The organism is Dyella japonica (assembly GCF_040545895.1).
GTDB classification, from domain to species: Bacteria; Pseudomonadota; Gammaproteobacteria; order Xanthomonadales; family Rhodanobacteraceae; genus Dyella; species Dyella japonica_D.
The window spans coordinates 1,017,697-1,044,081 of the sequence record NZ_JBEPMU010000001.1; the positions used below are offsets into that span (position 1 = coordinate 1,017,697).

Below are 26,385 nucleotides of genomic sequence, written 5' to 3' on the forward strand. Positions count from 1 at the left end.
CATGCTTCCTCATGCTCGCTGTTCGAATCGCGCAGATGAACGCGCCGCGGCGAGGGCCACGGCGCATTCGCGGTAGGAGCCAAACCTTGGCGGTGCGCGTCCCATGTCAGTGCCCCAGGGACTGCAGCTGCGCCTGTTGCAACGCTTCCTGGAGACTTCCTTCCCGGAATGCGTTGAGCGAATTGGTCGATGCGTTGATCGTGGTGATGTTCTGGATGTTCTGATTGTTCAACGTGTTCTGGATCACCGTGCCGCCCATCTTTCCAGCCAGTGCGGACGGATCGAAACTGTTGTTGGGCCCGATCTGTGTCACCTGCACGGTGTTGAGCGCGGATTGCATGCTCTGTGCCTGCGCCGTGGTCATGTGCCCGATATCCGGCACGTAGAAACTGGTCGACGACACCAGGTTGCCGTTGACGTAGACCGCGCGATCGATGCCAAAGGACGCCACCAGGCCATTGCCGAGGTCGAAGCCGCCGCGCGTCTGGTCGAGCGTGTCCTCGCCCACCGGCGTCCAGCCCGGCATGTCCTTTGAGGTGGGGATGCCGGCGACCGCGGTCTCCAGCGCTGCAGTGGGTGCAGCGGTCGCACTGGCCATGGCCGGCGCGGTCGCAGGGGCTGACGCGCCTTCCTGCGCCTGCACGGCCACCACGCCCGCCACGCATGTGATGCAGAGGATGCCGAAACCAGCGATGTGTGCGAGCGGCTTCATCATCCGTCCTCAAATGTCGTCCGGCCCGTGCTTGGGCATCACGGTGTTGTAGAGACCGTTGCGATCGATCGCACTGCTGACGGGTGCCTGTGGCGCCACCCTCCAATCGTTGGGGCTGTTGAACACAGCCAGGTTTCGACGGTTGTGAATGACGAACACCAAGTCGTTCTTCCACAGCGTCATGAACTTTGCCGTCGACATCACGCGCGTACCGCGTGCGGGATCGCCCACCAGCATGCGGTCGTTGCGCATGCCTTTGACGACGACGAAATGGTGATAGCCCTTCTCATCGATCAGCACGATCGCCGGCAGGTTTTCCTGCGCCAGCTTCTCGATGGGCACCTTGAAGCCATCGGCTTCGAAGCCATTCGCGGCGAGGAAGCGCTTGATGTCCAACAGCGAGAAGCCTTCCTTGCTGATCTTGGCCTGGTCGCCGTGCGTGTACATCTGTTCGAAGGCAACCTGCTCGTTGACCGGATAGCCGTATTGATAGGTCAGTAGCGTCGCTACCGCGGCCGATCCGCAGCTGAAGTCGTACTTCTGGTGAATGGTGCTCTTGTAACGGGCCTCCTTGAGACTCGTCAGGTGCACGGTGTAGTTGCCGGGGCCGTTGCTGACCACGCTCACGGGCGTGGTCGCATGACTCCCCGGCGGCAGCGCCGCAATCAGTATCAGCAGCGCCGCGAACTTGTTCATTGCTTGAATTCGACGTTGAGTACCGTCGCGTTCTGGATCAGAACGTTGTTGCCGGAATTCTGTATGACGGTCGGGAAACCGGTTGCTCCGGCGACCGAGCCACCGGTGATGATGTTGTCACCCGTGGTCAGGTGATCGGCGCTGTTGTCGGCAACCGTGCCGGTCAGCGTGGTGTTCTGCGTGATGATCGTGCCGCCACTGAGTTTTGCCAGCGTCTCGGTGTCCACGCTATCGCCAAGGTCGGCGGCCACGCCCTGATGATCCACCTCGACCGCGGCGTTGTAGATCGCGATGGGAGAATCCGCGCCCTGCACCATGTAGGCAGGAGGAATGCTGGCGTTCTCTGCGAGGACCGCCGCAGGAAGGGCGCACGCGCTGAGCGCGATCACGCCCAGTAACCATTTGCACGATTGCACGGCACTGTCTCCCACTAAGGGTGAGCCAACGTATGACCGACGCCGATGCCGGCGAAGCCATTCCTTTTGAAAACCGACACGAGGGAACGCAAGCGTTCCCTCGTGTCAGCCGCCCTATCACTCAGTGCGCGAAGTTCAGGTTGGCCTGAACGTTGACGCTCTGCTGTACCAGCGCTGCCGCGCCGCTGTTCTGCGCAAGAATCGACACACCGGCTGCCGCCGCTGCCGAGCCGTTCATCTGGTTCGACATGTCGAACGCACCGGTCGTCGACGATGCCGTACCACCGGCACCGCCTGCGCCACCAGCAGCACCTGCGCCGCCCGAGCCTGCGCCACCGGTATTGCTACCGCCTGCGCCGCCCGCACCGCCCGTGCCTGCCGTAGCGGTATCAGCACCACTGGTGCCGCCCGTCGCGCTGGCTGAGCCGCTGGTTCCGGTCGGTGATGCTGCACCTGCCGTGCCACCTGCGCCTGCGCCGCCTGCGCCACCGGTACCACCGGTGTTCGCGCCGCCACCGGCCGTGCCACCGCCGCCGCCCGCACGATTGTGGTTACGGATGCCACCGGCGTTGCCGCCGTCGCCGCCGTCACCGCCGCCAGCCAACGAAGCACCCCAACCACCGGCGTCGCCCGAATCTGCGCCCGAACCACCGGCGCGACCACTGTGGGCACTGGCGCGACCGCCATTACCACCGTCGCCACCGCTCGCGCCGGAAGCCCGGCCGCCGTAGCCCTTGCCGCCGTCACCGCCGCTACCGCCACGACCGCCATTGGCGTTGCCGTCGTTGTACGACGAATTACCAATACCCCACACGGCGACCTTGGTCACTTCGCCGTTGAGAGTGCTATTGGCTACTGCCTTGCTGGTGTTGAAGGAACTCGCAATGCCACCGCTGCTAGCGGCTGAACCGTTCGCACCAGCTGCCGATGTGGTGTAGGTGCTGGTATCAGTCCGGGTGTGGGTGCTCGAATCGGTATTAGTAAGCGTGCTTGAACCTTTCGACGTGTTGTTGTCGTCTGCAAATGCAGGGAGCGTAAGCCCCAGACCCAACACAATCGCGGTCGCTATTAGAGTCTTGCGCATAGTCTTTCTCCTGGAACGATGCGGTGACCCCCTGTGTTGCCGGAGTTGCAAATCCAGCACGGACTTGTCGCAACATGCGTGCCACCGCGCATGGACTTTTGCTCACAAAGATGAAGACCATGAAATCAGCCACTTGAAGAGACTCATGGCCGATGAGTTTGACTACGGTCAGGGAGCTGGAAAGCGCGAGTGCATCAGGGCTGTTACACCACGTCGCCACGCAGGCGTTGCGCCTGGGACATAAACGGTCGTGTATGAGGCGATATTTCAGCGGTTTAGTGCGTATTGCTCTCTTCTCATATCGCTGTGGAACACATGTATCAGGTGGTTTACACCGACGCATACGAAACCATAGCAATGTCGTACAGGGTCCTGAACCCTAACGAAACTTACAGAAAAAAGAAGGCGCCTTTCGGCGCCTTCTTTTGAAGTACGTAGGTGGAACTCAGCGTTTTTCGATCGGCACGTACGCCAGATCTTCCGGGCCGGTGTAGTTGGCGCTGGGGCGAATGATCTTGCCGTCCTCGCGCTGCTCGATCACATGCGCGCTCCAGCCGGAAGTGCGGGCGATCACGAACAGCGGCGTGAACATGGCCGTCGGCACGCCCATCATGTGGTAGGCGCTGGCCGAGTACCAGTCGAGGTTGGGGAACATCTTCTTCTGGTCCCACATCAGCTTCTCGATCTTCTCCGACACGTCGAACAGCGTCGGGTTGCCACCGTCTGTGCAGAGCTTGCGCGAGATCTCCTTGATGATCTCGTTGCGCGGATCGGACACGGTGTACACCGGATGACCGAAGCCGATGATGATCTCCTTGCGCTCGACGCGGGCGCGGATATCCGCTTCCGCCTCGGCCGCATTGCGGTAGCGCGCGATGATTTCCATCGCCACTTCGTTCGCGCCGCCGTGCTTGGGACCGCGCAGCGCACCGATGGCGCCAGTGATTGCCGAGTACATGTCCGAGCCGGTGCCGGCGATGACGCGTGCGGTGAAGGTGGATGCGTTGAACTCGTGCTCGGCGTAGAGAATCAGCGACTTGTCCAGCGAATGCGTGCACAGCTCGCTCGGCTTCTTGCCATGCAGCAGGTGCAGGAAGTGGCCGGCGATGGACTCGTCTTCCGTCTCCGTTTCGATGCGCTTGCCGTTGTGGCTGAAGTGGAACCAGTACAGGAGGATCGAACCGAAGCTGGCCATCAGGCGGTCGGCGATGTCGCGCGCACCGGTGACGTTGTGATCGTCCTTCTCCGGCAGCACGGTGCCCAATACCGAGCAACCGGTGCGCATCACGTCCATCGGATGCGTGGCGGCGGGCAGCAGTTCCAGCGCGCTCTTCACCGGCGCCGGCAGGCCGCGCAGGCGCTTGAGCTTGGCGCGATACGCGTTCAACTCCGCCCAGTTCGGCAACACGCCGTGGACGAGCAGATAGGCCACTTCCTCGAAGCAACCCTTGGCCGCCAGGTCATGGATGTCGTAACCGCGGTAATGCAGGTCGTTACCGCTGCGGCCCACCGTGCACAGCGCGGTATTGCCGGCGGCCACGCCCGACAGCGCGACGGATTTCTTGGGCTTGGGAAGGGTTTGCTCAGTCATTCGGTACATCTCCTGAAGACATGCTTGCGACAAACGTGGGGCGGCACGGCGTGCCGTGTATAACGGTGAGAATGATCAGCCCTTCTTGGAGAAGAGCTCATCGAGACGGCGCTCGTAGTCGTGATAGCCAATGCGGTCGTAAAGTTCCTCGCGCGTCTGCATGGTGTCGATCACGTTGCGCTGGTGGCCATCGCGGCGGATGGCCTGGTAGACGTTTTCCGCTGCCTTGTTCATGGCGCGGAACGCGGAAAGCGGATACAGCACGATGCCGACGCCCGCGCTGGCAAGCTCTTCCACGCTGAACAGAGGCGTCTGGCCGAACTCCGTGATGTTGGCCAGCACCGGCACCTTCACCGCTTCGACGAAGCGGCGATACGTCGGCAAGTCATACGCGGCTTCAGCAAAGATGCCGTCGGCACCGGCTTCGACGCAGGCAATGGCACGCTCGATGGCCGCATCCACGCCGTCGACGGCAATCGCATCCGTGCGGGCAATGAGGAAGAAGTCGGCGTCGGTCTTCGCATCGGCCGCAGCCTTGACGCGATCGGCCATCTCGCCGGTCGACACGATTTCCTTACCCGGACGATGACCGCAGCGCTTGGCGCCCACTTGGTCTTCGATATGGCAGGCCGCGGCGCCGAACTTGATCAGGCTCTTCACCGTGCGGGAAATATTGAATGCGCTCGGGCCGAATCCGGTGTCGATGTCCACCATCAGCGGCAGATCGCACACGTCGGTGATGCGGCGCACGTCGGTGAGCACGTCGTCCAGCGTATTGATGCCCAGATCCGGCAGACCCAGCGACCCTGCCGCCACGCCGCCGCCCGACAGATAGATGGCGCGGTAACCGGCGCGCTTGGCGAGCAAGGCGTGGTTCGCGTTGATGGCACCGATCACCTGCAAGGGGTGCTCGGCCGCGAGGGCGGCGCGGAACTTCGCGCCGGGGGATGCGATCTGGGCCATGAAACCTCCGCTTAAAGGGGAGATTTTAGCGCACGGTTTGTAAGTGGGCTGTTGCGCGGCAGCATGAATGGTTTCGAAGGGAGCGTGTAGTGGAAGTGGGTGGTGGGCGCGGGGCGCCCTTTTTTGGATGTTGCTGGGTTTTCGCCTGCTTTTACCTGGCAGAGGTTGGGATCCGATGGCGACGTTGCTCGGTCTTCGTTGTCATGTTCCGGCGACCTGGCCGCCTGCGCGGCGGGCGTTTCGATCGGCTGCCGCCGCTCGAGTCACTTTTCTTTTGCTGGCCCACGCACGCGCAGGAGCGCGTGCGAACGGCGAAGCCGGCCCGAAGGGCGGAGGGCAGGATGCCCGGAGTCAAAGAAAAGTAACCCAAAGAAAATGGCCTTTAGAGCGATAGGCTCATAGCGTTCTGTGGGATACGAGCCTTGAAGGTTTTGGAGCCCGGATCGTCACGATCTCTCTAATCAGCGGTATGGCTACACCGCCACGCGCCGATGCGAAGAGGGCTTAAGGCGGACGTCGCTGCGCGACTTCATGACTGCAGGATTCGGTTCGCGAGGTACACCACTTCTCCCTCTCCCCTTTTGGGGAGAGGGCTGGGGCATTGCCACCTTTACGGTGGAGAGGGGGCGGGTGCTCGCGAAAAACACTACTACTGGGAGCTTTGGCTCTCTGGCTCTTGGGGTCCCCGTATGACAGCGGCGGGCGGGTGAAGGAAAGCCCGCAGGGTGGCCGCAGGGAGGCGGCCAGTTTTTCGACAGGACGTGGATGTCCTGTCGAAAAACCCCGGAGCCCGCACGCGAACCTTCCGTCCAACGGACGGAAGGCGTGTCATCCGGGGTGCTCGTTCTTTTGGCATTGCCACCATCTCGGTGGTTACTTTTCTTTGGGCAAGCAAAGAAAAGTGACCCGGACCACGGCAGCGATTCGGAAGCCTGCTGCAGGCGAGCCAGGTCGCGATATCGCGACAACCGAACGCGAAGTCACTGGATGACCAGCCATTCGGCTGTTGAAAAGCGCCTCCTGCTTTCGCAGGAATGACGAGCAAAAAACCGCGGCACTTGCATACCATGAGGCAAGGTTGCCCCTTCACCACCACGAAGGTGCCAATGCCATCATAAAGTTGACAATGCCTCAGCCCTCAAAGGGAAAAGGGGGAAAACACTCGCCCGCTTTATCCCCCTTGATCCGGCCCCCTCTCCAACGCCCTCCTCACCTCCTCCAACGCCCCCGGATCATCCAACGTCGACAAATCTCCCGGATCCGTATGCTGCACCAACGCCTGCAGCGAACGCCGCAGTAGCTTGCCGGAACGTGTCTTGGGCAACGCGTTGACTACGTAGATGCGCGCCGGTTTCGCCACGCGCCCGAGTTGATCGATCACGCGTTGCTGCATGCCTTTCGCCACGTCCACAGCGCCCTCGCTCACACCTTGCCTGAGCGTGGCGAATACCACCGGCACCTGTCCTTTCACCTCGTCGTGAACGCCCACCACTGCGGCTTCGGCACACGCCGGATGCGTGGCGACCGATTCCTCGATCTCGCGTGTGCCCAGGCGATGCCCGGCCACATTGATCACATCGTCGGTGCGGCCAAGGATGGTGGTGTAACCGTTCTCGTCGCGGATCGCCCAGTCCAGCGAGCTATACAACAGTTCGTTGAAATGGCTGAAATAGCTGGTGACGTAGCGTTCGTCATCGCCCCATACGGTGGTGAGGCATCCGGGCGGCAACGGGGGCACGAATACGAGTACGCCCTTCTGGTTCGCAGGCAGTTCCTCGCCGGTGATTTCGTCGATCACTTTCATGCGATAGCCAGGGCTGGGCAATCCCGGCGAGCCGAATTTCACCTGCTTCAGATCGAGACCCGGCATCAAGGTGATCGCCGGCCAGCCGGTTTCGGTTTGCCAGTAGTTGTCGATCACCGGCACGCCCAAGCCATCGGTGATCCAGCGCGCCGTGGGTTCGTCCAACGGTTCGCCGGCAAGGAACAGCCAGTGGAGCCGCGACAAATCGTATTTCTTCAGCCACGCGGGATCCTGCTTTTTCAGCACGCGGATGGCCGTGGGTGACGAGAACATGGTGCGCACGCCGTAGCGCTCGCACAGGTGCCACCAGATGCCGGGATCGGGATGCGTCGGCAGTCCTTCATACAGCAGTGAGGTGGCGCCGCCGATCAACGGCCCGTACACGTTGTACGAATGACCTACGGCCCACCCCACATCCGACGTGGAGAACATCACCTGCCCGGGCTTGATGTCGAAGATCGCCTCCATCGACATCGCCATGGCCACGGCGTAGCCGCCGACATCGCGCTGGATGCCTTTGGGTCTGCCGGTGGTGCCCGAGGTGTAGAGCAGATAGCTGGGCTCGTTCGACTCCAGCCATTCGACCGGTACTTCAGCACCTTCATAGGCTGCGCGGAGGCTGGCGTAATCCAGATCGCGTTCGGCCACGCGCGTCATCTGCGGATCGAGGCCACGATCAACAATCAACACATGCGCCGGACCATGCGCGGCTTCTTCCAATGCCGCGTCGACCAGCGGTTTGTAGGGAATCACTTTGCCGCCACGCATGCCTGCATCCGCAGCGATGAGCACGGCGGGTCGCGCGTCATCGATGCGCAATGCCAGGTTGTGCGCCGCAAAGCCACCGAACACCACCGAGTGGATCGCGCCAAGCCGCGCGCACGCCAGCATCGCGAACGCCGCCTCGGCGATGTTGGGCAGGTAGATCACCACGCGATCACCCACGCCTACGCCGAGCGATGCCAGCACGGCGGCAAAGGTATTCACTTCGCGATAGAGATCGCGGTACGTGAGTTCGCGCGTGATGTGCGTTTCCGCAGAAATCGCCACCAGCGCCAGCTGGCCGCCGCGTGCATCGAGATGCCGGTCGACCGCGTTGTAGCAAAGATTGGTGGTGCCGCCGACAAACCAGCGGCGAAACGGCGGACGGGAAATGTCGAGAATGCGTTCGGGCGGCGTATGCCAGTGGATGCGCTGCGCCTGTTCGGCCCAGAAGGCCTCGGGCTGCTCCACCGAACGCTGATAGAACTCTTCGTAACGCATCGCGATCACCCTCGTTTCAGCGGCTGATCGCCCTAGCCTAGATCAGCCGTGCCATACGGGCTTTGCGACCTTGGTCGAGTCGCGTGCATGGACGATCGCCGAACACGGCGATCGTCCATGCAAAGTCATCACAAGCAGGATACGGCCGCGTCGCGATAGGCGGGGTTGTAGTCCTTCTTGATGTTCTGGGTCTCGTACATCATCACCTGCGCGCCCGTGCCATCGGCCGTCACGCTGATCAGTTCATGCGCGCCCTGCTTGTCGTTACCCGACAGCGTGCCCGACTGGTCCTTGTGCGACGCGCTCACCTCGGCGGTTTCGGCCCACTTCGCGCGCACGCATTCGAGATAGGTCGGAATGTCCTTGTTGGTACGGCTGCTCATCTTCGGCGTGGTGTCGCGCAGGCCATGGGTGCCGCCGCAGGCGGTCAACAGGGCGCAGCAGGTGGCAATCGCAATAAGTTGTTTCATGGAATGAGGACTCGGGTCGGCAGTCCCCCGATTCTAGCGGTGATTGGGCCGTGACCGAATAGCCCGCCCGCCGAGGCGCGCCACGGCAGTTAACCCCGTTCGCGACGCTACCCCGTTCAAGCAAGGGAGCCCATCGTTGGAGGCGCACAACCGATTCAGCGCTATCCGGTTTCTGCTGCCCGCGCCCCGACCTACGCTCGCCGAGACGTTTTTCACGGAAGACGACCCCGTACGTGTTCCTCACACGATCACCCCATCAAGGAAAGCTCATGCGCAAACTCATCGTCTATGGCTGCCTCGCATGCATCGGCGGCCTGTTGCTCACGGCATGCAGTTCGAACCTGCCCGAAGCGCGAAATGCGCGGGACCGCGCAGCGGTCGCATCCGCCGACCCGCCCGCAGAGGTCGTGCCGCCGCCTCCGCCTTCACCGCTGACACCTCCCGCCTATGCATCGGCGCCGATGGCTCAGGTTGACTTCGATAGGGCGGCCGTGGCGCAATCGAAGAGTACTTACAGCGGCGTCTACGGCGGACTCCCGGCAGCGCAGGAAACAGCGCAATACAAGCACTACGACGACAACGCCATCCAGCAGGTAGCCGCGCAACCGCTGACCACCTTCAGCCTGGACATGGACACCGGTAGCTACGCCAACGTGCGGCGTTTTCTCAACCAGGGTCGCCTGCCGCCGGCCGACGCGGTGCGTGTCGAAGAACTGATCAACTATTTCCCTGCCGAAGGCAGCGTTGGGAAACGCCTGGAACGCTCGCCCTTCGCGGTGAACTACGAGCTCGCGCCCAGCCCCTGGAATCCGAACAAGACGCTGCTGCGCGTCAACCTCGAGGCCATAGGCGAAAACGCTGCTGCGCCTGCATCCAACCTGGTGTTCCTGGTGGATGTATCGGGCTCGATGGATTCGCCGGAACGCCTACCGCTGATCAAGTCCTCGCTGAAGATGCTCACACGACAGCTGCGCGCGCAGGACAAGGTGTCGCTGGTCACGTATGCCAGCGGCACGCAGGTGGTGCTTGAGCCCACGTCGGGCGCCGACAAGGCCACCATCGAGGCCGCCATCGATCGACTGCAGCCCGGTGGCTCCACGGCGGGCGCATCGGGTCTGCAACTGGCGTACCAGATGGCGCGGCAAGGCTTCATCAGCCACGGCGTGAACCGCGTGCTGCTGGCCACGGACGGCGATTTCAATGTGGGTGTCACCAGCACCGAAGCACTGAAGGACATGATCAAGCGCGAGCGCGATTCGAACATCACGCTATCCACGCTGGGCGTGGGCGACAACAACTTCAACGATGCCATGATGGTGCAGATCGCCGATGCCGGTAACGGCAACTACAGCTATCTCGATTCGCTGTCCGAAGCGAACAAGGTGCTGCACGATGAAATGCAGTCCACCCTGGTGACCGTGGCGAAGGATGTGAAAGCGCAGATCGAATTCAATCCGGCGCAGGTCCTCGAATACCGCCAGATCGGCTATGAGAAACGCCAGCTGCACAACGAGGACTTCAACGACGACAAGGTCGATGCGGGCGACATTGGCGCTGGCAAGCGGGTCACCGTGCTTTACGAGCTGACCCTCAAGGGCCAGGAGCCGAGCGTGGATCCGTCGCGCTATCAGCCTGCCAAAGCCGAACCCATGCAACGCGGCACCGAGCTGGCGTACCTCAAGCTGCGCTGGAAAAACCCGGAAGGCAAGCAGAGCGAACTGGCATCGATGGCGCTGGAGAAATCGGCGATGCGTGCCTCGTTCAATGAGGCTTCCAACGAGACGCGATTCCTGGCCGCCGTGGCCGCCTACGGGCAGAAACTGCGCGACAACCCGGCGTTGGCATCCACCTCATGGACGTCCATCGCCGACTGGGCCGCCGCCGCCAAGGGACGTGATGCGGCCGGCTATCGCGCGGAGTTCGTGCGTCTGGCGGGCTTGGCCGGATCGATCTCGCCGACGGATTCGCAGGCCGAGCGGTAACGATCTGGCAAAGAAAAAAGGGCGGCCGAGGCCGCCCTTTTTCGGCACCTGAGCGCGCGACTTACTTCTTCGCGAACAGGTGCTCGACGCCGGCGCGCTCTTCGCGCAGTTCCTTGTTGGTGGCGTCCATGCGGGCGCGCGAGAAATCATTGATTTCCAGGCCCTGCACAATGGCGTACTTGCCATCCTTCACCGTCACCGGGTAACCGTAGATCACGCCCGGCTCGATACCGTACGAACCATCGGACGGAATACCCATCGAGGCCCAGTCGCCTTCCGCGGTGCCCATCGCCCAGGTGCGCATGTGATCGACGGCAGCCGACGCAGCCGAAGCGGCCGAGGAAGCGCCACGCGCCTTGATGATGGCGGCGCCGCGCTGCTGCACGGTCGGGATGAAATCGCTCTCATACCAGGCCTGGTCGACCAGCGACAGCGCCGGCTTGCCGCCCACGGTGGCGTGGTGCAGGTCCGGGTACTGCGTGGAGCTGTGGTTGCCCCAGATGGTCATCTTCTTGATGTCGGTGCTGTGCTTGCCGGTCTTCTCGGCGAGCTGCGACAGCGCGCGGTTGTGGTCCAGGCGCACCATGGCGGTGAAGCACTTCGGATCGAGATCCGGTGCGTTCTGCTGCGCAATCAGCGCATTCGTGTTGGCCGGGTTGCCGACCACCAGCACGCGCACGTCGCGCTTCGCGTGATCGTTCAGCGCCTTGCCCTGCGGGCCGAAGATGGCGCCGTTGGCTTCCAGCAGATCCTTGCGCTCCATGCCCGGGCCGCGCGGACGCGCGCCGACGAGCAGCGCGTAATCGACGTCCTTGAAGGCGACGTTGAGGTCGTCGGTGGCAACCACGCCGGCCAGCGTCGGGAACGCGCAATCGTTGAGTTCCATCACCACGCCCTGCAGCGCGGGCAGTGCCGGGGTGATTTCCAGCAGGTGCAGGATCACCGGCTGGTCCGGACCCAGCATGTCGCCCGCGGCAATGCGGAACAGCAGGGCGTAACCGATCTGGCCGGCAGCGCCGGTAACGGCAACACGAACGGGTGCTTTCATCGGAGAAACTCCTTCAACTCAGGTGACGTACAAAAAGACAAAGGCCCACGCCAGTGGACGCGGGCCCAAGTTGATCAGGTCAATGCTGCAAAGAACGCCTGGATGCGTTCCAGCCCGGGCTGCAATTGTGCCGTTGGGCAGGTATAGGAAATGCGCATGGCGCGCGGTTCGCCGAAGGCCGAGCCCGGCACGCAGGCCACGCCCACGGCTTCGAGCAGCACGGCGCACAGCTCGACGTCGTCGTTGATCTTCACGCCCTGGTAGCTCTTGCCGAAGGCGACGGAGATATCGGGAAATGCGTAGAACGCGCCTTGCGGATACGGGCACACCACACCGGGAATCGCACGCAGCGCGTTGACCACGATGTCACGCTTGGCGGCGAATTCCTTGCACTTGGCCTCTGGAATGTCCTGCGGGCCGGAGAATGCCGCCACCGCTGCTGCCGTGATCACTTCCGGCAGGCTGGTAATGTGATTGGAGTTGAGCGTGGTGATGGCCTTGGCCACGTTCTCTGGCGCCGCAATGACGCCCACGCGCCAACCCGGCATGCCGTAGGTCTTGGACACCGAGTCGACGAAGATCAGGCGATCCTTCAGCTCCGGCTTCACGTGCACGAAGTTGTGGTAGCCGATGCCGTCGAACACCATCGAGTTGTAGATGTCGTCGGTGATGATCCACGTCTCGGGATACTTCACCAGCACCTCGGCCAGCGCAGCGATTTCATCGCGCGTATAGACCATGCCCGTGGGGTTGGACGGGTTGTTGAACAGGAACACCTTGGGCTTGCGCGCGAGCGCGCCATCCAACTGCGCCGGCGTGAGCTTGTAGTTCTGCTCGGGACCACAATGCAGGATGTTGGCCTTGGCGCCGAGGATGTCTGCGATGTCGCGGTACGTGGTCCAGAACGGTGCGGCGAAGCAGATTTCCTCGCCCTCGTTCAACAACGCCTCGCCCAGGTTGTACAGCAACTGCTTGGCGCCGATGCCAATGGAAAGATTGGCGCGGCCATAGCCCTTGAAGCCCAGCTTTTCGATGTGGACCAGGAATGCATCGAGCAGCACGTCCGCGCCGCGGTTGCTGCCGTACTGGCCCGAGTCGTGCTGGAGCGCCTCGCGTGCGGCGGCGTACACATGCTCGCCGGGAAGAAAATTGGGAACGCCGATGGAGAAGCTGATGATGTCGCGACCGGCAGCCTTGAGCTGCTTGGCCTTTTCGGCAATGACCATGATCGCGCTGGGCTTGGCGCGACCGACACGCTGGGCGAGCTGGGGCATGACTTCCTCGTAATAGGGGACGAAGACAGCAAACTTGGGAATTTTAGCATGTGGCGGCGGGCCATCCGTCGGCCCGGCATTAACGGATGGTCTAAAGCCGCCGGGCTCGCTCCGGTGACGTTCGTCACTTGCAAAACGTGCCGTCAACTGGCTGATCCGCCTATGGATTGGGCCGCAAGGCCGGCCTACATTCCACGCACGAATGACAACCAAGGAACGTCCATGCATTGGCTTTGGGTATTCATCGTGGGTCTTGTCGTTGGCGTGATTGCCAAGATGCTGATGCCGGGCAAGGACCCGGGCGGTTTCATCATCACGGCCATCCTCGGCATCCTCGGCTCGGTCATTTCCACCTGGCTTGGCGAAAAGCTGGGGCTGTGGGGCGAAACCGGCCTGGTGCATTTTCTCGGGTCGATCGGCGGCGCCATCGTGCTGCTGCTCATCTACCACTTGCTGTTCAAGCGCAAGACCACCGCCTGACGCAAGCAAGCGAAACCGGCGACGCCTTGCGCGTCGCCGGTACGTTTATATGCCGCGCGGCATCAGACCCTGTTGGCCCCGCCAAACAGCTTGCCCGCCAGCGAGGCGAGCGACCCCAGATCGAAACCACCCTGCCCTTGCGCCGGCACCTGGCCGTCGGGCGTGAGGTGATCGACCGCATGCGGTAACACCTGGGAGAGCTGGCCGAGCAGCTGATTCTGATCAACCCCGAGCTTGCCGGCAGCATCCTGCAGCACCGAGCCAAGGCCTCCGTTCTGCAACGCCTGGCCAAGCTGGTCGCCTGACACCTGCTGGTTGCCGCCGGTACCCACCCACGACTGCACCGCGTCGCCCAGGCCATGCTGCTGCAACATGGCGACCAGACCCTGTACGCCGCCAGCCTTGTCGATCAACTGGCCCGCGATCGCTACGAGGGACGAACCGCCGGCCGCGTTACCCTGACCACCGCCGAGCAGATCATTGAGAAAAGACATGGCTGCATCTCCTAGGGAATGGGAATGACACACATCGTCTGACACGTGGAGCCTTTCGATTCTAGGCTTCTCCCATGTGCATCGCCATGACAGCGAACCCTGAAAAAAAGCCGCCGTCATCGCTGACGGCGGCTTCTTCACGCGATCACCACAAACCGGCTCAGCCGCGCTCGTCAAGCACCGCGTTCCATTCCTTCACGCGGTCGGCCTGTGCGGCCAGCAGCGCGTCGACGTCGCCTTCCACGGTGACCTTCTCGATCACGTCGCCCTGGCGGATGGCGTCGACCACGGCCTGGTCTTCCGGGCCCGCGATTTCGCCGAACACGCTGTGCTTGCCGTCGAGCCACGGCGTGGCGCCATGCGTGATGAAGAACTGGCTGCCATTGGTGCGCGGACCGGCGTTGGCCATCGACAGCACGCCCGGCTTGTCATGACGCAGCGAGGCGTCGAACTCGTCTTCGAAACGGTAACCCGGACCGCCGCGGCCGCTGCCTTCCGGGCAGCCGCCCTGGATCATGAAATCGGCAATCACGCGGTGGAAAGCCAGGCCATCGTAGTAGCCGCGACGCGCGAGGTTGACGAAGCTGGCCACGGTCACCGGGGTCTTGTCCTCATGCAGACGCAGGTGGATGGGGCCGCGGTTGGTGCTCATGGTGACGTTGATGGTCATCGGAAATCCTTGGTTTTAAAGGCAGCGCGCAACCACAGGCGCCCTGCAAGCGCGCAAGGATACCGCAGCCGGCGTGACGGACGCTCCCTGCAACATCACCGCCTTTCAGCGTGGCGCCTGGGTCCAGGCGGGGGGCAGGTCCAGCGCCTCGCGAGCCAGCGCCGACGAACCGCGCGGACGAGGTGATGGCGTGGGCACCAGTGCCGGCCATGACGCCCCTTCATAAATGTGCGACCACAGACGATCCAGCGCCGCGTAGCCATACGGCAGCAAGGGTACGTGCTGGTCGCCGAAGCCGGGAATGGTCAGGAAGGCGTCGAAGTGCTGCGCGTACGGCACCTTCCAGTACAGCGGATGACCACCCTTGCTGCGCAACCAGGTGACATACGGCTCGGACGTGAACGACGTGGGCAACAGGCCGTCGGATGCACCATGCACCACCCACAGCGGCAGGCTGGGACGCGGCGGCTTCACCGCGGTGGCGGCGACGCTGTCGCGCAACGGCTGCGTGCTCGCTTCCGTGTCCTCCCATAGCGAGCGAAGACATAGCACCCCGGGCAGCGTGGGATCGGCGGAATGACGATCCGCGCCACCGAACAAACCTACGCCGCTCCCGGGCGGAATGCCCGATGCGTCGGCCCACCAGCTGGCGCGCGCCGCGCCGTCGACGGGGATCGATATGCCGGCGTCGCTCACCCCGCCGTAGCGAAAACCGCAGGGCATATCGTCAGGCCCGCGACGCATGTACGCAGAGGCATAAGCCACCGTGATCGCACGCCACAGATCCAGCGACGTGGTGGAGGCTGCCGTGGCCATCGCCTCATCCGTCCAACCACTGGCGCGCAGATGCTCGTGCGCCTCTGCAGCCTGCGCCGCGACGCGTGTGCCGCTGACCAGGTTGCGCTCCTGCAGTTGGTGGCATCGCTGCGCCCATCGCGGCGGCACGTCGCCTTGCGGCGTGCGCGCCATCGGCGTCGCATGAAAGCGCGCGTCGGCCAGCGCGCAAGGCAACCAGATCGACGCATCGGTGGCGTAATCGAACAAAGCGCGCCCCTGGTCCGGCACGCGCACATTGGGTTCCAGCGCCACCACGCCGGCCAGCAGGTGACCGTCGTCGAGCCCAGCCGCCTGCAACACCGCGCCACCGCCATTGGAAAGACCCGTGGCGATGATGCGTGTGTTCTGCGCCGTGAAAGGCGCCTGATCGGGGAAGGCACGATCGAGCATGGCCAGGCCGAACTGTGCGGCCTGCAGCACGTGACGGCCCCAGTCGGCTTCGGGGTTGTCGCCCGAGTGCGCATGCTTGACCGCGACGTTGGTGCCGCCCGTATCAGCGGCCGGCTCGAACTCCAGGGTGGTCGAGCCGCGCTTTGCGCGCGTGCCATCGAGCGCCACACCGCTGTCGTCGGACAGATCGAAATAACCGCTGCCGGCTCCCTTGTCCGTATAGGCCACCGCGCAGCCACGCGGCAGCCCCCAGGCACCGGCCAGCGCGATGGCGCCGTAAATGCCACGGGAGCCCGATGACGCCGTCACCACCAGGCAGCGGCGCGCGCGGTCGAAATTGTCCGGCACCTGCAACAACACGCGATGCGGTGCATGCGCCTCGGGAATCCAGGCAAACGCCTGATATTCGCGTCCCGGCACATCGGGCACGCCGCCATACACGCGCCCATAACCGCCCAGCGGACCCAGATCGGCGATGCCTTTCCAACTCGCCTGGATGGCGCGGCGGCGCAACTCCGCCGGCGTGGGGTGCAAGGCGTGAGCGATCGGTGAGGGCGCACCGGCCAGGCCATCGAGCCCCAGCCCCGCGCTCAGCAGATCGTCGCCCTGGCGGTGTTCGGTCTCGCGCACCTCGCCGCGCACGAAATCGGGGGCATGCATGCCGGTTTCCTTGGTCACAGTGGGTGCCGCGCACGACGCCAGCAGCGGTGCGACCAAGCATATCCAGCGAACAAGGCGATGGCCCATGCCCTCCATCCCTCTCGGGCGGCAGCCGCCCTGCCCACCAGTCCAGCACAGCGTTGGTCGCTCCCGGGTGATGAAACCCGCTGGAAAAGCCGCCCGGGAGCCCAAAAATCGCAGTGCCGCCCGTGCCTGAACGAATTTACTAAGACTTTTCAAGCAAGCTGTCACATAACCCCGTATAATTCTCGGGTTATCCCTCCAGAAACCTCACGCGACGGCCACGTGCCGCCCGAGCCGACCTCATGTCCATCGAAAATCTGCGCAATATCGCCATCGTCGCCCACGTCGACCATGGCAAGACCACGCTCGTCGACCAGCTGCTCAAGCAGTCCGGCACGCTCAATGAGCGCACCGTGCTGGCCGAGCGCGTGATGGACAGCAACGACCAGGAAAAGGAGCGTGGCATCACGATCCTGGCCAAGAACACGGCCATCACCTGGGAAAACAAGAAGACCGGCGCCAAGAACCGCATCAACATCGTCGACACCCCAGGCCATGCCGACTTCGGCGGCGAGGTGGAGCGCGTGCTGTCGATGGTGGACACGGTGCTGATCCTGGTTGACGCGATGGACGGCCCGATGCCGCAGACGCGCTTCGTGACCCAGAAGGCGTTCGCCATGGGCTTCAAGCCGATCGTCGTGGTCAACAAGGTTGACCGTCCGGGCGCCCGTCCGGAGTGGGTGGTCGAGCAGGTGTGGGATCTGTTCGAAAAGCTCGGCGCCACCGATGAGCAGATGGAATTCCCGATCGTCTACGCCTCGGCGCTGAACGGTTACGCCTCGCTGGACGAGAACGCCCGCGAAGGCGACATGACCCCGCTGTACGAAGCGATCATGCAGCACGCGCCCAAGCCGGACGTGGATCCGGAAGGCGCCTTCCAGATGCGCATCAGCCAGCTCGACTACAACAACTTCGTCGGCGTCATCGGCATCGGCCGCATCCAGCGCGGCACCCTGAAGAAGGGCATGCCGGTTGCCGTGATCGACCGTGAAGGCAAGAAGCGCCAGGGCAAGATCGGCCAGGTGCTGGGCTTCCTTGGCCTCGAGCGCATCGAGCAAGACTCGGCCGAAGCCGGCGACATCGTCGCCATCTCGGGTCTGCCCGACCTGACCATTTCCGATACGGTGACCTCGATCGACACGCCCGAAGCGCTGCCGGCGCTGAGCGTGGACGAGCCGATGATCAGCATGACCTTCCAGGTCAACAACTCGCCGTTCGTCGGCAACAAGGATCTCTCCGGCGGCAAGTTCCTTACCAGCCGCCAGCTGCGTGAGCGCCTGGACCGCGAAAAGGTGCACAACGTGGCACTGCGCGTGGAAGACGGTTCCGACGCCGACAAGTTCCTGGTCTCGGGCCGCGGCGAGCTGCACCTGTCGGTGCTGATCGAAAACATGCGTCGCGAAGGCTACGAGCTGGCCGTGTCGCGCCCGGAAGTGATCATCAAGGAAATCGACGGCCAGAAGATGGAGCCGATCGAGCAGCTGGTGGTCGACATCGAAGAACAGCACCAGGGCGGCGTGATGGAGCGCCTGGGCATCCGCAAGGGTGACCTGAAGAACATGGTGTCGGACGGCAAGGGCCGCGTGCGCCTTGAGTACCTGATCCCGGCCCGTGGCCTGATCGGCTTCCAGAACCAGTTCAAGACCCTCACCCAGGGTTCGGGCCTGCTGTTCCACGTGTTCGACCATTACGGTCCGTACACGCCGGTGGCCATCGCCAAGCGCCTCAACGGCGTGATGATCGCCAACGCCGGCGGCACCACTCCGGCCTACTCGCTTGGGCCGCTGCAGGAGCGCGGCAAGCTGTTCGCGGCCGAAGGCGACTCGGTGTACGAAGGCCAGCTGATCGGCATCCACGCCAAGGACAACGACCTCACCGTCAACGCCATCAAGCCCAAGCCGCTGACCAACATGCGCGCCTCCGGCAAGGACGATGCGATCCAGCTCACCCCGGCGACCAAGTTCTCGCTGGAACAGGCGCTGGACTTCATCGACGACGACGAGCTGGTCGAAGTCACGCCGAAGGAAATCCGCATGCGCAAGAAGCACCTGACGGAAAACGACCGCAAGAAGGCTTCGCGCGGCGTGGCCTGATCTGCCGGTTGATTGAAAGCACGAAAAAGGCCGCCGAAAGGCGGCCTTTTTTTGTGCTGGAAAGTCGTGGGAAGTCCCGATGCCCGCGCCAAGGCCAAAACCGCGCGCCACACGCAAACCTCAAACCAGCTGCGCACGCTCCAGCGCCGCCACCCGTCGCTCCAATCGCGGGCCGAGATAGCAATGCGAACCGCACGGCATCAGGCCGGCGTCGTTGAAGGCTTTCAGGTACCAGGACGGCGCGCGCGAGTGGAAGCCGTCCATGTCGCCATCCACGCCGTCCTTGCTGGTGAACACTTCAAGGAAGGCGACACCTTCGAGCATGTCGCTGATACCGCTGAGGCCGGCACGGATTTCCGCGGGCTTGAGGTAATGCAGCACGTCGGTGCAGACGATGACGTCGAAGCGCTGGTCGAACCGCAGGTATTCCAGTTGCCCGAAGCGCGCGAGGCCGATGTTCCGGGCGCGACCGTAGCGCGCCACCGCGTACTCGCTGGCATCAAGGCCCTGGTAAAGCAGGCCCGGCCGAAGCTTGAGCAACGGCGCGCGCCACACGCCTTCGCCGCAACCCACGTCGAGCACCGAGCGCACCTGGCGGCCGAGGTAGTACTCGGCCTGGGCCACGACCATTGCCACCTTGCGGCGCAACTCCGCCGGTGATGCCACCGTGTGATCCGGGTGGCGATACCACTTGTCGAAATAGGCGCGGTCGTAAATCTTGGGCACAGGCAGTCTCCGGCGTAGACACGAATAGTAGCGTAGCGATGGCGATCACCTGGTCTCAACATCGCTTGCAGCAGCATAGGTATGCAGGAACCTGGGAGCCGCCCCTTATGCCCACGATCCGCATTCGCATGACCGGCAGCCGCGAAGATGCCGATACGTTGCTTACGATCCTTCATGGCATCGATGGCATCGAACACGTCGAGGAAATCGACGACGAAACCGCTTACGCGCGTGACGACTCCAGCTCCAATGAACTGACCGATGACAACGGCAGCGAGCTTTTCATGATCGAAGTGCTCGCCGCCGATCGATTGCACGGCGACGCCGTGCGCGCGGTTACCGAAGTGGAAGCCTCCCTGCTCGGCGCCGTCGTCGAGTTCGTGGACGAGTTCTAGAAACTGCATTCGCCCCCCGCTCCGCCAAGGACTTGCGGGGCGAAATCCGCAGCCCATCACAGCAGCAAGGCTGGCCGTGCGCCGACCATGAGGTCGTCAAGCACCGTCAACGCAGGGCTTTCGCCAGAATGACGAAAATCCAAGGAGTAACCGCCATAGGTTCGCGCGGAGGTGCGCCGCATGAATCCGCGCCGAACAAAATCGCGTTGGCGGAGCCTTGTCCGGTAATCCGTCGAGCCTCGACCGCGTTCCCATGCCTGACCGTCGCTTACCTTCGTCACCAGGAATCCCGACGCATGCATGACACCTCGTACCGCCCGGCCTTCGGCATTCGTGCCTGGATCGCTGCATGGAGCATGTTGCTGGTGCTTGCCTCTGGAACGGCAGCGGCGCGCGACGCCAGCACACTCTCGCAAGACGACGTGGACTGGCTGCGCCGCGACAGCTTCGAACTCGACAGCGCCACCGTTGCCATGTATCGCGACCTGGGTCGCTCGCATCTGCTCGATCGGCAACTCGATGGGCGCATCGGCGATGACCTGCCCGCCCCCATCACCGCGCTTATCCATTCCTACGAGGCGGGCAGCACACCCACCGAGCAATTGCTGACCAACCTGCGCGACGAGCAGGAGAAGATCAAGAACATGCCCGATGGCGACGACAAGAACGCCGCCAAGAAAGCCCAGCAGCAACACGCCAACGACTTGCTGCAACAGGCGCAGCAGATCGAGATGCTGCACGCCATCTATGGGCCCAACCAGCTCAAGGAACAGATGGTGTGGTTCTGGCTCAACCACTTCAGCGTGTACGGCGCCAAGGGCCGCGTGCGCTGGGTCGCCGCCGACTACGTCCAGAACACCATTCGTCCGCATGCATTGGGCAAGTTCCGCGACCTGGTGATGGCCACGCTGGAAAGCCCGGCCATGATGGAGTTTCTGGACAATGCGCAGAACGCCAAGGGCCACGTCAACGAAAACTACGCCCGCGAACTGATGGAGCTGCACACGCTCGGCGTGGGTTCCGGCTACACGCAGCAGGATGTTCAACAGCTCGCGTTGATTCTTACCGGCGCGGGCGTGGCCCCGCTGCGCGAACCCGGCGCCATGCGTCCGCGCGTGGCCGAGATGGTCGTGCGCAACGGCATGTTCGAATTCAATCCGCGGCGCCACGACTTCAGCGACAAAGTGCTGCTGGGGCGCACCATCAAGGGCAGCGGCTTCGATGAAATCAGCGAGGCGGTAGCGCTGATCACCAGGCAGCCGGCATGCGCGCAGTTCGTGTCGAAGAAGATCGCCGAATACTTCGTCTCCGATAACCCGTCGCCCGAACTGGTGGCGAAGATGGCGCACACGTTCCAGCGCACCGACGGGGACATCGCCGAGGTGCTGCGCACGATGTTCGAGTCGAAGGAACTGGCCGCCAGCTACGGCAAGAAATTCAAGGACCCCATGCAATTCGTGGTGTCCTCGGTGCGCATGGCATACGACGGCAAGCCCATCGCCAACGCCAAGCCGCTGCTCAATTGGCTCAACCAGCTGGGTGAGCCCGTGTTTGGCCGGCTGACGCCGGACGGCTGGCCGCTGGACAGCGCTGGCTGGTCCAGCTCCGGACAGATGGCCAAACGGTTTGAGATCGCGGGTGCCATCGGCACAGGGAACAATCGCCTGCTGACACCCGAAGGCCAGCCCAAGATGGGCGGCGATTTCCCCATGCTCACCACGCGCCTCTACTACGACACGTTCGACGCGAAGCTCAGCGCGCCCACGCGCGATGCGCTTGCAAAGGCCACGACGCAGCAGGAGTGGAACACCTTCCTGCTCTCTTCGCCCGACTTCAACTACCGCTGAGGCACTGCCATGAATCGCCGCGAGTTCCTGCTTGCTGCCGCCACCGCTGCCGTTGCCGCACCAGCCCTCTCCTTCTCCGGCAAGCTGTTTGCCGCGCCAGCCAACAGCCCGCGCTTCCTGCTGGTGTTCCTGCGCGGAGGCTACGACTGCAACAACCTGCTGGTGCCGTACAGCAGCGATTTCTATTACGAGTCGCGTCCCACGCTGGCCATCGCCCGTCCCGATCCGTACAACACCAACGCCGCCATTGGCCTGGACAGCAACTGGGGACTCAACCCGGTGTTGCGCGATTCCATCTATCCGCTATGGCAAAAGCGACAGGTCGCCTTCATCCCGTTTGCCGGCACGGACGACATGTCGCGCAGCCATTTCGAAACGCAGGACAACATCGAGTCGGGCGAGCCCTCGGAAAAGCGCAGCAACTATCGTTCGGGTTTCATGGCGCGGCTGTCAGGCCAAATGAGTACGGTGCCATCCATCGCCTTCACCGATGCCTTGCCGCTTTCGTTCCAGGGCAGTGGCCGTGACGTTCCCAATATTTCGCTGCGCGGCAACCCCAAGCCGGTGTACGACGAACGGCAGGCAGTCATTCTCGCCGGCATGTATCGCGACACCTCGCTGGCCTCCGCCGCCGCGGATGGATTGGAGCTGCGCCAGACCGTGTCCAAGGAATTGCAGGACGAGATGATGAAGGCCAATCGCGGCGCGCCCAATGCCAAGAACTTTGCCGACGAAACACAACGCATCGCCACCATGATGCGCGATCAATACCGCCTTGGTTTCGTGGATGTCGGCGGCTGGGATACGCACGTCAACCAAGGCAGCACCACCGGCCAGCTCGCCAACAACCTCGCCAATCTCGGCAAGGGCATCGCGGCGTATGCCGATGCCCTGGGCGAGGAATGGAACAACACCGTCGTCGTCGTCGTGTCCGAATTCGGACGTACCTTCCGCGAGAACGGCAACAAGGGAACCGACCACGGCCACGGCACGGTGTATTGGGTGCTCGGCGGCAAGGTGAACGGCGGACGCATCGCCGGCCAGCAAGTGGCGGTGAATGCGCAGAGCCTGCTGCAGAACCGCGACTATCCCGTGCTCAACAACTACCGCGATGTGCTTGGCGGCCTGATGGGACGCATGTGGGGCTTATCCAACACCCAATTGCAGTCAGTATTTCCTGGCGCGCGCGCAAAGGACCTGCAACTCGTCTAATGGTTGCGCCACACGCAGGACGCCCAGTGTGCGCATCCAAGTGCTGATGTTCAATGCTTGCGGGCGTAGCGGCCCGTCATCACAAGCTCCCAGCTCACGCCGCCATCGAACGAACTCTCAAGGCGCAACGTCAACACGTCATCCCCATCGAACGCGTACACGTGACGCGTCTGCCCACGCGGCGAACTGCGTACGAAGGTGAGGCGTTCGCCATTCCACAAACCCGGCGCCGGCACACCCGGCACGAAGCCGTAGCTGTCGAACCAGTACAGGCTGTATTGGTCATGGTCGGGTTCCGCCACGAACACGGCGTGTACCTGCAAGGACAGCTTGCCATCGCGCTCCTGGCGATAGTCCTGCACGAGCACGCGACCATTGAGTTCCATGTGTGCGATGAACTCAGCGGTCGCGGGGCCACCCTGTCCCCATCGCGTAGTGGCGATGGTTTCCTCGCCACGCCACTGGCCGACCCATTGCGCCAATACGTTCGCCGACATGGCTCAGGCTCCCTCGCCCACGAGGCGCACCAAGAGCCCCTTGGCGATGGCGCCGTGCAGCTTGCCCAGGCCACGCACCATGTGCAGCGTGGCGAACAGCAGGAACACGCCGCCGATGCAGGTGAGCACGGCCAATGGCCAATAGTTGTTGTCGCACAACCAGTGCGGGATGCCGCATTGCAGATAGATCACGTCATACGCGCTCAACGCCTTCATGATCGGCGTGCCGATAAAGGCCAGCGAAATGCTCAGGAACGTGATGGTCAGCGTGAAGTAGATAATGCCCAGGGGCAACATCAACATCATGTAGAACACCGTGGTCCAGGTGCGCGCGTCGGTGAAGATCGCGCCCACGCGTTGCCAGAACGACATGCCTGCATTCGACGGATAAGGCGGCCGACGCGGCATGCGCACGCCAAGCATGGTCTCGACGATGCGCCCTTCGATCAACGACAGCGCACGCACGGTGCCAAGGAAAAGAATGGCGAATGGAACACCGATGATCAGCACCGACAGGCTCAGTGACAACGAAATGCCCGTCACGGCCCAGGTGAAATAGAAGATGCCGGTGGCAAGCGCCAGGATCATGTAGAACAGCGCGCCCCAGGTGTGGGAATCGGCGGCTACGCCAAAGAAGCGGCCCAAGGCCGAACGTCGCCGCGGCATCGGCGGCGGACGCAGTGCGCGCTGGATCTTGATCTCCTGGTCGCGGTAGATGTCCGCCACTTCCTCCGGCGCACCATACGTGCTGACCACGTGAGCCAGCATGTCCGCTTCGCTGCGCTGCGGGTTGTCCGCCAATTCCGCGCGAAGATGTTCTTCCGCGTCGTACAACGCATCCTGGATCAACGCCGGGTCCGCGCCCTTGAGCGCAGCACGCAGTTGATTCAGGTATTCGGCAATCGTGCGTGGTGCGTTCATTACACCCCTCCTTGCAAAACGCCATCGACGGAATCGCGTGTGGCCGTCCAGGCTTCCACCCAGTCGCGCAACACCTCGCGCCCTTGCTTCGTCATGCGGTAATAGCGACGCGGCGGCCCACTGACCGAGGGCTCCACCTCGCTCGCCAACAAGCCTGCCCCTTCGAGATTGCGCAATACGGGATACAGCGCACTCTGCTTGCCCGCGAGCACGCCCTCGCCCACCTCTTCCAGACGCTTGGCGATCTGATAGCCGTACATCGGCTGCCGCGACTGCCCCAGCACCGCCAGCAACACCAGCGATACGGTGCCCGCCGACAGCTCCTTCTGGAATTTCTTCAGATGGCTGCTGTTGTCTTCCACGCCCCACCCGCACTGCTACTCATCTTGGAGTCAACAATAGTGTGGAGTTAACACTAGCGCATGGGTATGAAGTCATGGACCGCGTGAGATGGCGCGTGGGCATGACACCAATGTATGTACCGGTTGTACAAACATTGGTGTCATAGAGGGTGTACAAACATTGGTGTCGGCGGCCTCAGCTGGCCGGGAGACACACGGGAACTTGGGCACTTGAGGGATCCATTGCGGTGCAGGAGCCCACGGCCAAGCTTGGCCTCGCCTTAGCGGTTCACGAAAGGTCTGCTATGGGTTGCGACTTCAGCCGGTCATTGCAACACATTGCTGGAATCGTTCGGCCGGCGTTTCGAAGTTCAACGTCTGCCAAGGCCCACTCGCGTCAACGGCACTCGACGATTGGCATGCCCATCTTTGCGATGGCGCGCAGCTAGAGCGGACCGCCGCAACAACATCGCGCTGCTTTGCGCGGGGCATAGTGGTGCCGAACTTGGTCCCTCCCGTCTGTTGCGGATTCCGGTCGAACTTAGCACCCGTTCCGGTTGGACGTGAACATGTCGCTGGTGGTGATCGGCACGCTGATGTTCTTCGATACAGGGCGCCAGGGCGGTGCGGCACATTCGAATCTTCGCCTCAACTTAAGATTCGTAACCTTCAGCCGAATAAAGCTCTCTACTTTATGAGGCGAGCATCTTGGGATCACCCACACCCATCGTCCCCGACTTGGATATGCCGAGCTGTCACTTTTTTATAGCGGCGCTCGGACGCGAGAACGTTAGACCGGCAAGAGGTATGACGCGCCAATCCTACGAAAACGACGGACGGCCAATCTTCATTCCCGTCAACCCCTTTCCGGGATACCGCGAGTTAAAGTGCTGGTACAACGCCCTGCAGCACGCCATTGAAAATGGCGGGAAGCCCATCTTTGGATGGGCGATATGGAAGTATGGTGACGAGCACTTCTTCGCCCAGCACCACGCAGTCTGGCGATCAAATCGGGGCGACTATGTGGATGTCACGCCAAATGGAGGCGTGGCGAACCGCATCCTTTTTGTTCCGGACGGCCGCGCACCCTTTGACTATCTTGGCTACAGGCGCCCGTACGATTTCCGGATGCAACGAGGGCTTACATGTTGGACGGCGATCGGTGCGCCCATCTCAGATGTGTTCGCGATTGGTCGTTTGAGTCCATCTGAGGAAGAAATGGCGTCTAATTGCCCCCTCTTCGAGGCAGCCGTGGAGGCTGGAATCTTGCCCGCAGGGCCATAGCCCGGCCACGATGAGCTAGTCGCGTGTCGGCTCCCAATCGCTTTGGCGTGCTCAAGGCACACCCACATTTCAGAGTTTTGCCGACGCCGGTCCGACGGTCATGTTTGGCATGCGCACGCCCACGCTGCTTCGCATCGCCAGCACGGCCTAT

General features: G+C 62.8%; 25 protein-coding genes. 8 read left to right on the forward strand and 17 right to left on the reverse strand.

The annotated features are described in order from the left end of the window. Window positions 1-106 precede the first annotated feature (106 nt). The 8 genes from ABIC75_RS04395 to ABIC75_RS04430 all read right to left on the reverse strand — a co-directional run bounded on the left by ABIC75_RS04395 (window position 107) and on the right by ABIC75_RS04430 (window position 8,999). Window positions 107-712, reverse strand: a complete 606-nt coding sequence (locus ABIC75_RS04395; RefSeq protein ID WP_354012630.1) for a hypothetical protein — start codon at window positions 710-712, stop codon at window positions 107-109. Window positions 713-721: 9 nt separating this feature from the next. Continuing rightward, entirely contained in the window at window positions 722-1,408 is a 687-nt protein-coding gene (locus ABIC75_RS04400) for a C39 family peptidase (protein WP_354012631.1), read from the reverse strand. Continuing rightward, window positions 1,405-1,797 (reverse strand): hypothetical protein, encoded by a 393-nt coding sequence (locus ABIC75_RS04405; protein ID WP_354012632.1) that lies wholly within the window; start codon window positions 1,795-1,797, stop codon window positions 1,405-1,407. The genes ABIC75_RS04400 and ABIC75_RS04405 overlap by 4 nt, the downstream gene beginning before the upstream one ends. A 148-nt stretch (window positions 1,798-1,945) precedes the next feature. Continuing rightward, window positions 1,946-2,908 carry a hypothetical protein gene (locus ABIC75_RS04410; protein ID WP_354012633.1) on the reverse strand — a complete coding sequence of 321 codons (963 nt, stop codon included), beginning with the start codon at window positions 2,906-2,908 and terminating at the stop codon, window positions 1,946-1,948. Window positions 2,909-3,353: 445 nt separating this feature from the next. Beyond that, window positions 3,354-4,499, reverse strand: a complete 1,146-nt coding sequence (gene prpC, locus ABIC75_RS04415; RefSeq protein ID WP_354012634.1) for a bifunctional 2-methylcitrate synthase/citrate synthase — start codon at window positions 4,497-4,499, stop codon at window positions 3,354-3,356. Between the two features lie 75 nt (window positions 4,500-4,574). Then, window positions 4,575-5,462 carry a methylisocitrate lyase gene (prpB, locus tag ABIC75_RS04420; protein ID WP_354012635.1) on the reverse strand — a complete coding sequence of 296 codons (888 nt, stop codon included), beginning with the start codon at window positions 5,460-5,462 and terminating at the stop codon, window positions 4,575-4,577. A 1,171-nt stretch (window positions 5,463-6,633) separates the two neighbouring features. Beyond that, the gene (prpE, locus tag ABIC75_RS04425; RefSeq protein WP_436407870.1) at window positions 6,634-8,529 is read right to left on the reverse strand and encodes a propionate--CoA ligase; all 1,896 of its coding nucleotides are present in this window, start codon (window positions 8,527-8,529) and stop codon (window positions 6,634-6,636) included. A 128-nt stretch (window positions 8,530-8,657) separates the two neighbouring features. Then, window positions 8,658-8,999 (reverse strand): hypothetical protein, encoded by a 342-nt coding sequence (locus ABIC75_RS04430; RefSeq protein ID WP_354012637.1) that lies wholly within the window; start codon window positions 8,997-8,999, stop codon window positions 8,658-8,660. Between the two features lie 269 nt (window positions 9,000-9,268). Here ABIC75_RS04430 and ABIC75_RS04435 point away from each other — a divergent pair, with 269 nt between their 5' ends. After that, complete coding sequence (locus ABIC75_RS04435) at window positions 9,269-10,981, forward strand: vWA domain-containing protein (protein ID WP_354012638.1); 1,713 nt, start codon at window positions 9,269-9,271, stop codon at window positions 10,979-10,981. A gap of 61 nt (window positions 10,982-11,042) precedes the next feature. On the opposite strand, the gene ABIC75_RS04440 is transcribed toward ABIC75_RS04435, so the two are convergent. Both ABIC75_RS04440 and ABIC75_RS04445 read right to left on the reverse strand, forming a co-directional pair. Further along, complete coding sequence (locus ABIC75_RS04440; protein ID WP_046972585.1) at window positions 11,043-12,029, reverse strand: malate dehydrogenase; 987 nt, start codon at window positions 12,027-12,029, stop codon at window positions 11,043-11,045. A gap of 74 nt (window positions 12,030-12,103) precedes the next feature. After that, window positions 12,104-13,303, reverse strand: coding sequence for a pyridoxal phosphate-dependent aminotransferase (locus ABIC75_RS04445; RefSeq protein WP_354012639.1), 1,200 nt, complete (start codon window positions 13,301-13,303; stop codon window positions 12,104-12,106). 222 nt (window positions 13,304-13,525) lie between these two features. Here ABIC75_RS04445 and ABIC75_RS04450 point away from each other — a divergent pair, with 222 nt between their 5' ends. Beyond that, window positions 13,526-13,783, forward strand: coding sequence for a GlsB/YeaQ/YmgE family stress response membrane protein (locus ABIC75_RS04450; protein ID WP_354012640.1), 258 nt, complete (start codon window positions 13,526-13,528; stop codon window positions 13,781-13,783). A 62-nt stretch (window positions 13,784-13,845) separates the two neighbouring features. Here the strand turns inward: ABIC75_RS04450 and ABIC75_RS04455 are convergent, their stop codons facing one another. The 3 genes from ABIC75_RS04455 to ABIC75_RS04465 all read right to left on the reverse strand — a co-directional run bounded on the left by ABIC75_RS04455 (window position 13,846) and on the right by ABIC75_RS04465 (window position 16,834). Beyond that, complete coding sequence (locus ABIC75_RS04455; RefSeq protein ID WP_354012641.1) at window positions 13,846-14,277, reverse strand: YidB family protein; 432 nt, start codon at window positions 14,275-14,277, stop codon at window positions 13,846-13,848. Between the two features lie 160 nt (window positions 14,278-14,437). After that, on the reverse strand, window positions 14,438-14,947 hold the full coding sequence (locus ABIC75_RS04460) for a peptidylprolyl isomerase (protein ID WP_354012642.1): 510 nt from the start codon (window positions 14,945-14,947) through the stop codon (window positions 14,438-14,440). A 105-nt stretch (window positions 14,948-15,052) separates the two neighbouring features. Then, a complete protein-coding gene (locus ABIC75_RS04465; RefSeq protein WP_436407871.1) occupies window positions 15,053-16,834 on the reverse strand; it encodes a 3-hydroxybutyrate oligomer hydrolase family protein in 1,782 nt (593 codons plus the stop codon). A 326-nt stretch (window positions 16,835-17,160) separates the two neighbouring features. On the opposite strand from ABIC75_RS04465, the gene typA reads away from it, so the two are divergent. Further along, entirely contained in the window at window positions 17,161-19,011 is a 1,851-nt protein-coding gene (gene typA / locus ABIC75_RS04470) for a translational GTPase TypA (protein ID WP_354012644.1), read from the forward strand. A gap of 120 nt (window positions 19,012-19,131) precedes the next feature. Here typA and ABIC75_RS04475 read toward each other — a convergent pair whose 3' ends face one another. Next, window positions 19,132-19,737: a class I SAM-dependent DNA methyltransferase gene (locus tag ABIC75_RS04475; protein ID WP_354012645.1), complete on the reverse strand. Its 606-nt coding sequence runs from the start codon at window positions 19,735-19,737 to the stop codon at window positions 19,132-19,134. Between the two features lie 107 nt (window positions 19,738-19,844). On the opposite strand from ABIC75_RS04475, the gene ABIC75_RS04480 reads away from it, so the two are divergent. The 3 genes from ABIC75_RS04480 (at window position 19,845) to ABIC75_RS04490 (ending at window position 23,191) form a co-directional block, all read left to right on the forward strand. Next, window positions 19,845-20,132: a hypothetical protein gene (locus ABIC75_RS04480; RefSeq protein WP_354012646.1), complete on the forward strand. Its 288-nt coding sequence runs from the start codon at window positions 19,845-19,847 to the stop codon at window positions 20,130-20,132. Window positions 20,133-20,428: 296 nt separating this feature from the next. Continuing rightward, window positions 20,429-21,979, forward strand: coding sequence for a DUF1800 domain-containing protein (locus tag ABIC75_RS04485; RefSeq protein ID WP_354012647.1), 1,551 nt, complete (start codon window positions 20,429-20,431; stop codon window positions 21,977-21,979). 9 nt (window positions 21,980-21,988) lie between these two features. Continuing rightward, on the forward strand, window positions 21,989-23,191 hold the full coding sequence (locus ABIC75_RS04490) for a DUF1501 domain-containing protein (RefSeq protein WP_354012648.1): 1,203 nt from the start codon (window positions 21,989-21,991) through the stop codon (window positions 23,189-23,191). A 50-nt stretch (window positions 23,192-23,241) separates the two neighbouring features. On the opposite strand, the gene ABIC75_RS04495 is transcribed toward ABIC75_RS04490, so the two are convergent. The 3 genes from ABIC75_RS04495 to ABIC75_RS04505 are packed head-to-tail and all read right to left on the reverse strand — an operon-like array spanning window position 23,242 to window position 24,971. Then, on the reverse strand, window positions 23,242-23,688 hold the full coding sequence (locus ABIC75_RS04495; RefSeq protein ID WP_354012649.1) for a DUF1579 family protein: 447 nt from the start codon (window positions 23,686-23,688) through the stop codon (window positions 23,242-23,244). A 3-nt stretch (window positions 23,689-23,691) separates the two neighbouring features. Continuing rightward, window positions 23,692-24,609, reverse strand: a complete 918-nt coding sequence (locus ABIC75_RS04500) for a sensor domain-containing protein (protein WP_354012650.1) — start codon at window positions 24,607-24,609, stop codon at window positions 23,692-23,694. Continuing rightward, complete coding sequence (locus ABIC75_RS04505; RefSeq protein ID WP_354012651.1) at window positions 24,609-24,971, reverse strand: PadR family transcriptional regulator; 363 nt, start codon at window positions 24,969-24,971, stop codon at window positions 24,609-24,611. Before ABIC75_RS04505 ends, ABIC75_RS04500 begins: the two co-directional genes overlap by 1 nt. Window positions 24,972-25,519: 548 nt before the next feature. Here ABIC75_RS04505 and ABIC75_RS04510 point away from each other — a divergent pair. Then, window positions 25,520-25,648 (forward strand): hypothetical protein, encoded by a 129-nt coding sequence (locus ABIC75_RS04510; RefSeq protein ID WP_354012652.1) that lies wholly within the window; start codon window positions 25,520-25,522, stop codon window positions 25,646-25,648. Window positions 25,649-25,757: 109 nt separating this feature from the next. Further along, window positions 25,758-26,234 carry a hypothetical protein gene (locus ABIC75_RS04515; protein ID WP_354012653.1) on the forward strand — a complete coding sequence of 159 codons (477 nt, stop codon included), beginning with the start codon at window positions 25,758-25,760 and terminating at the stop codon, window positions 26,232-26,234. Window positions 26,235-26,385: the final 151 nt, after the last annotated feature.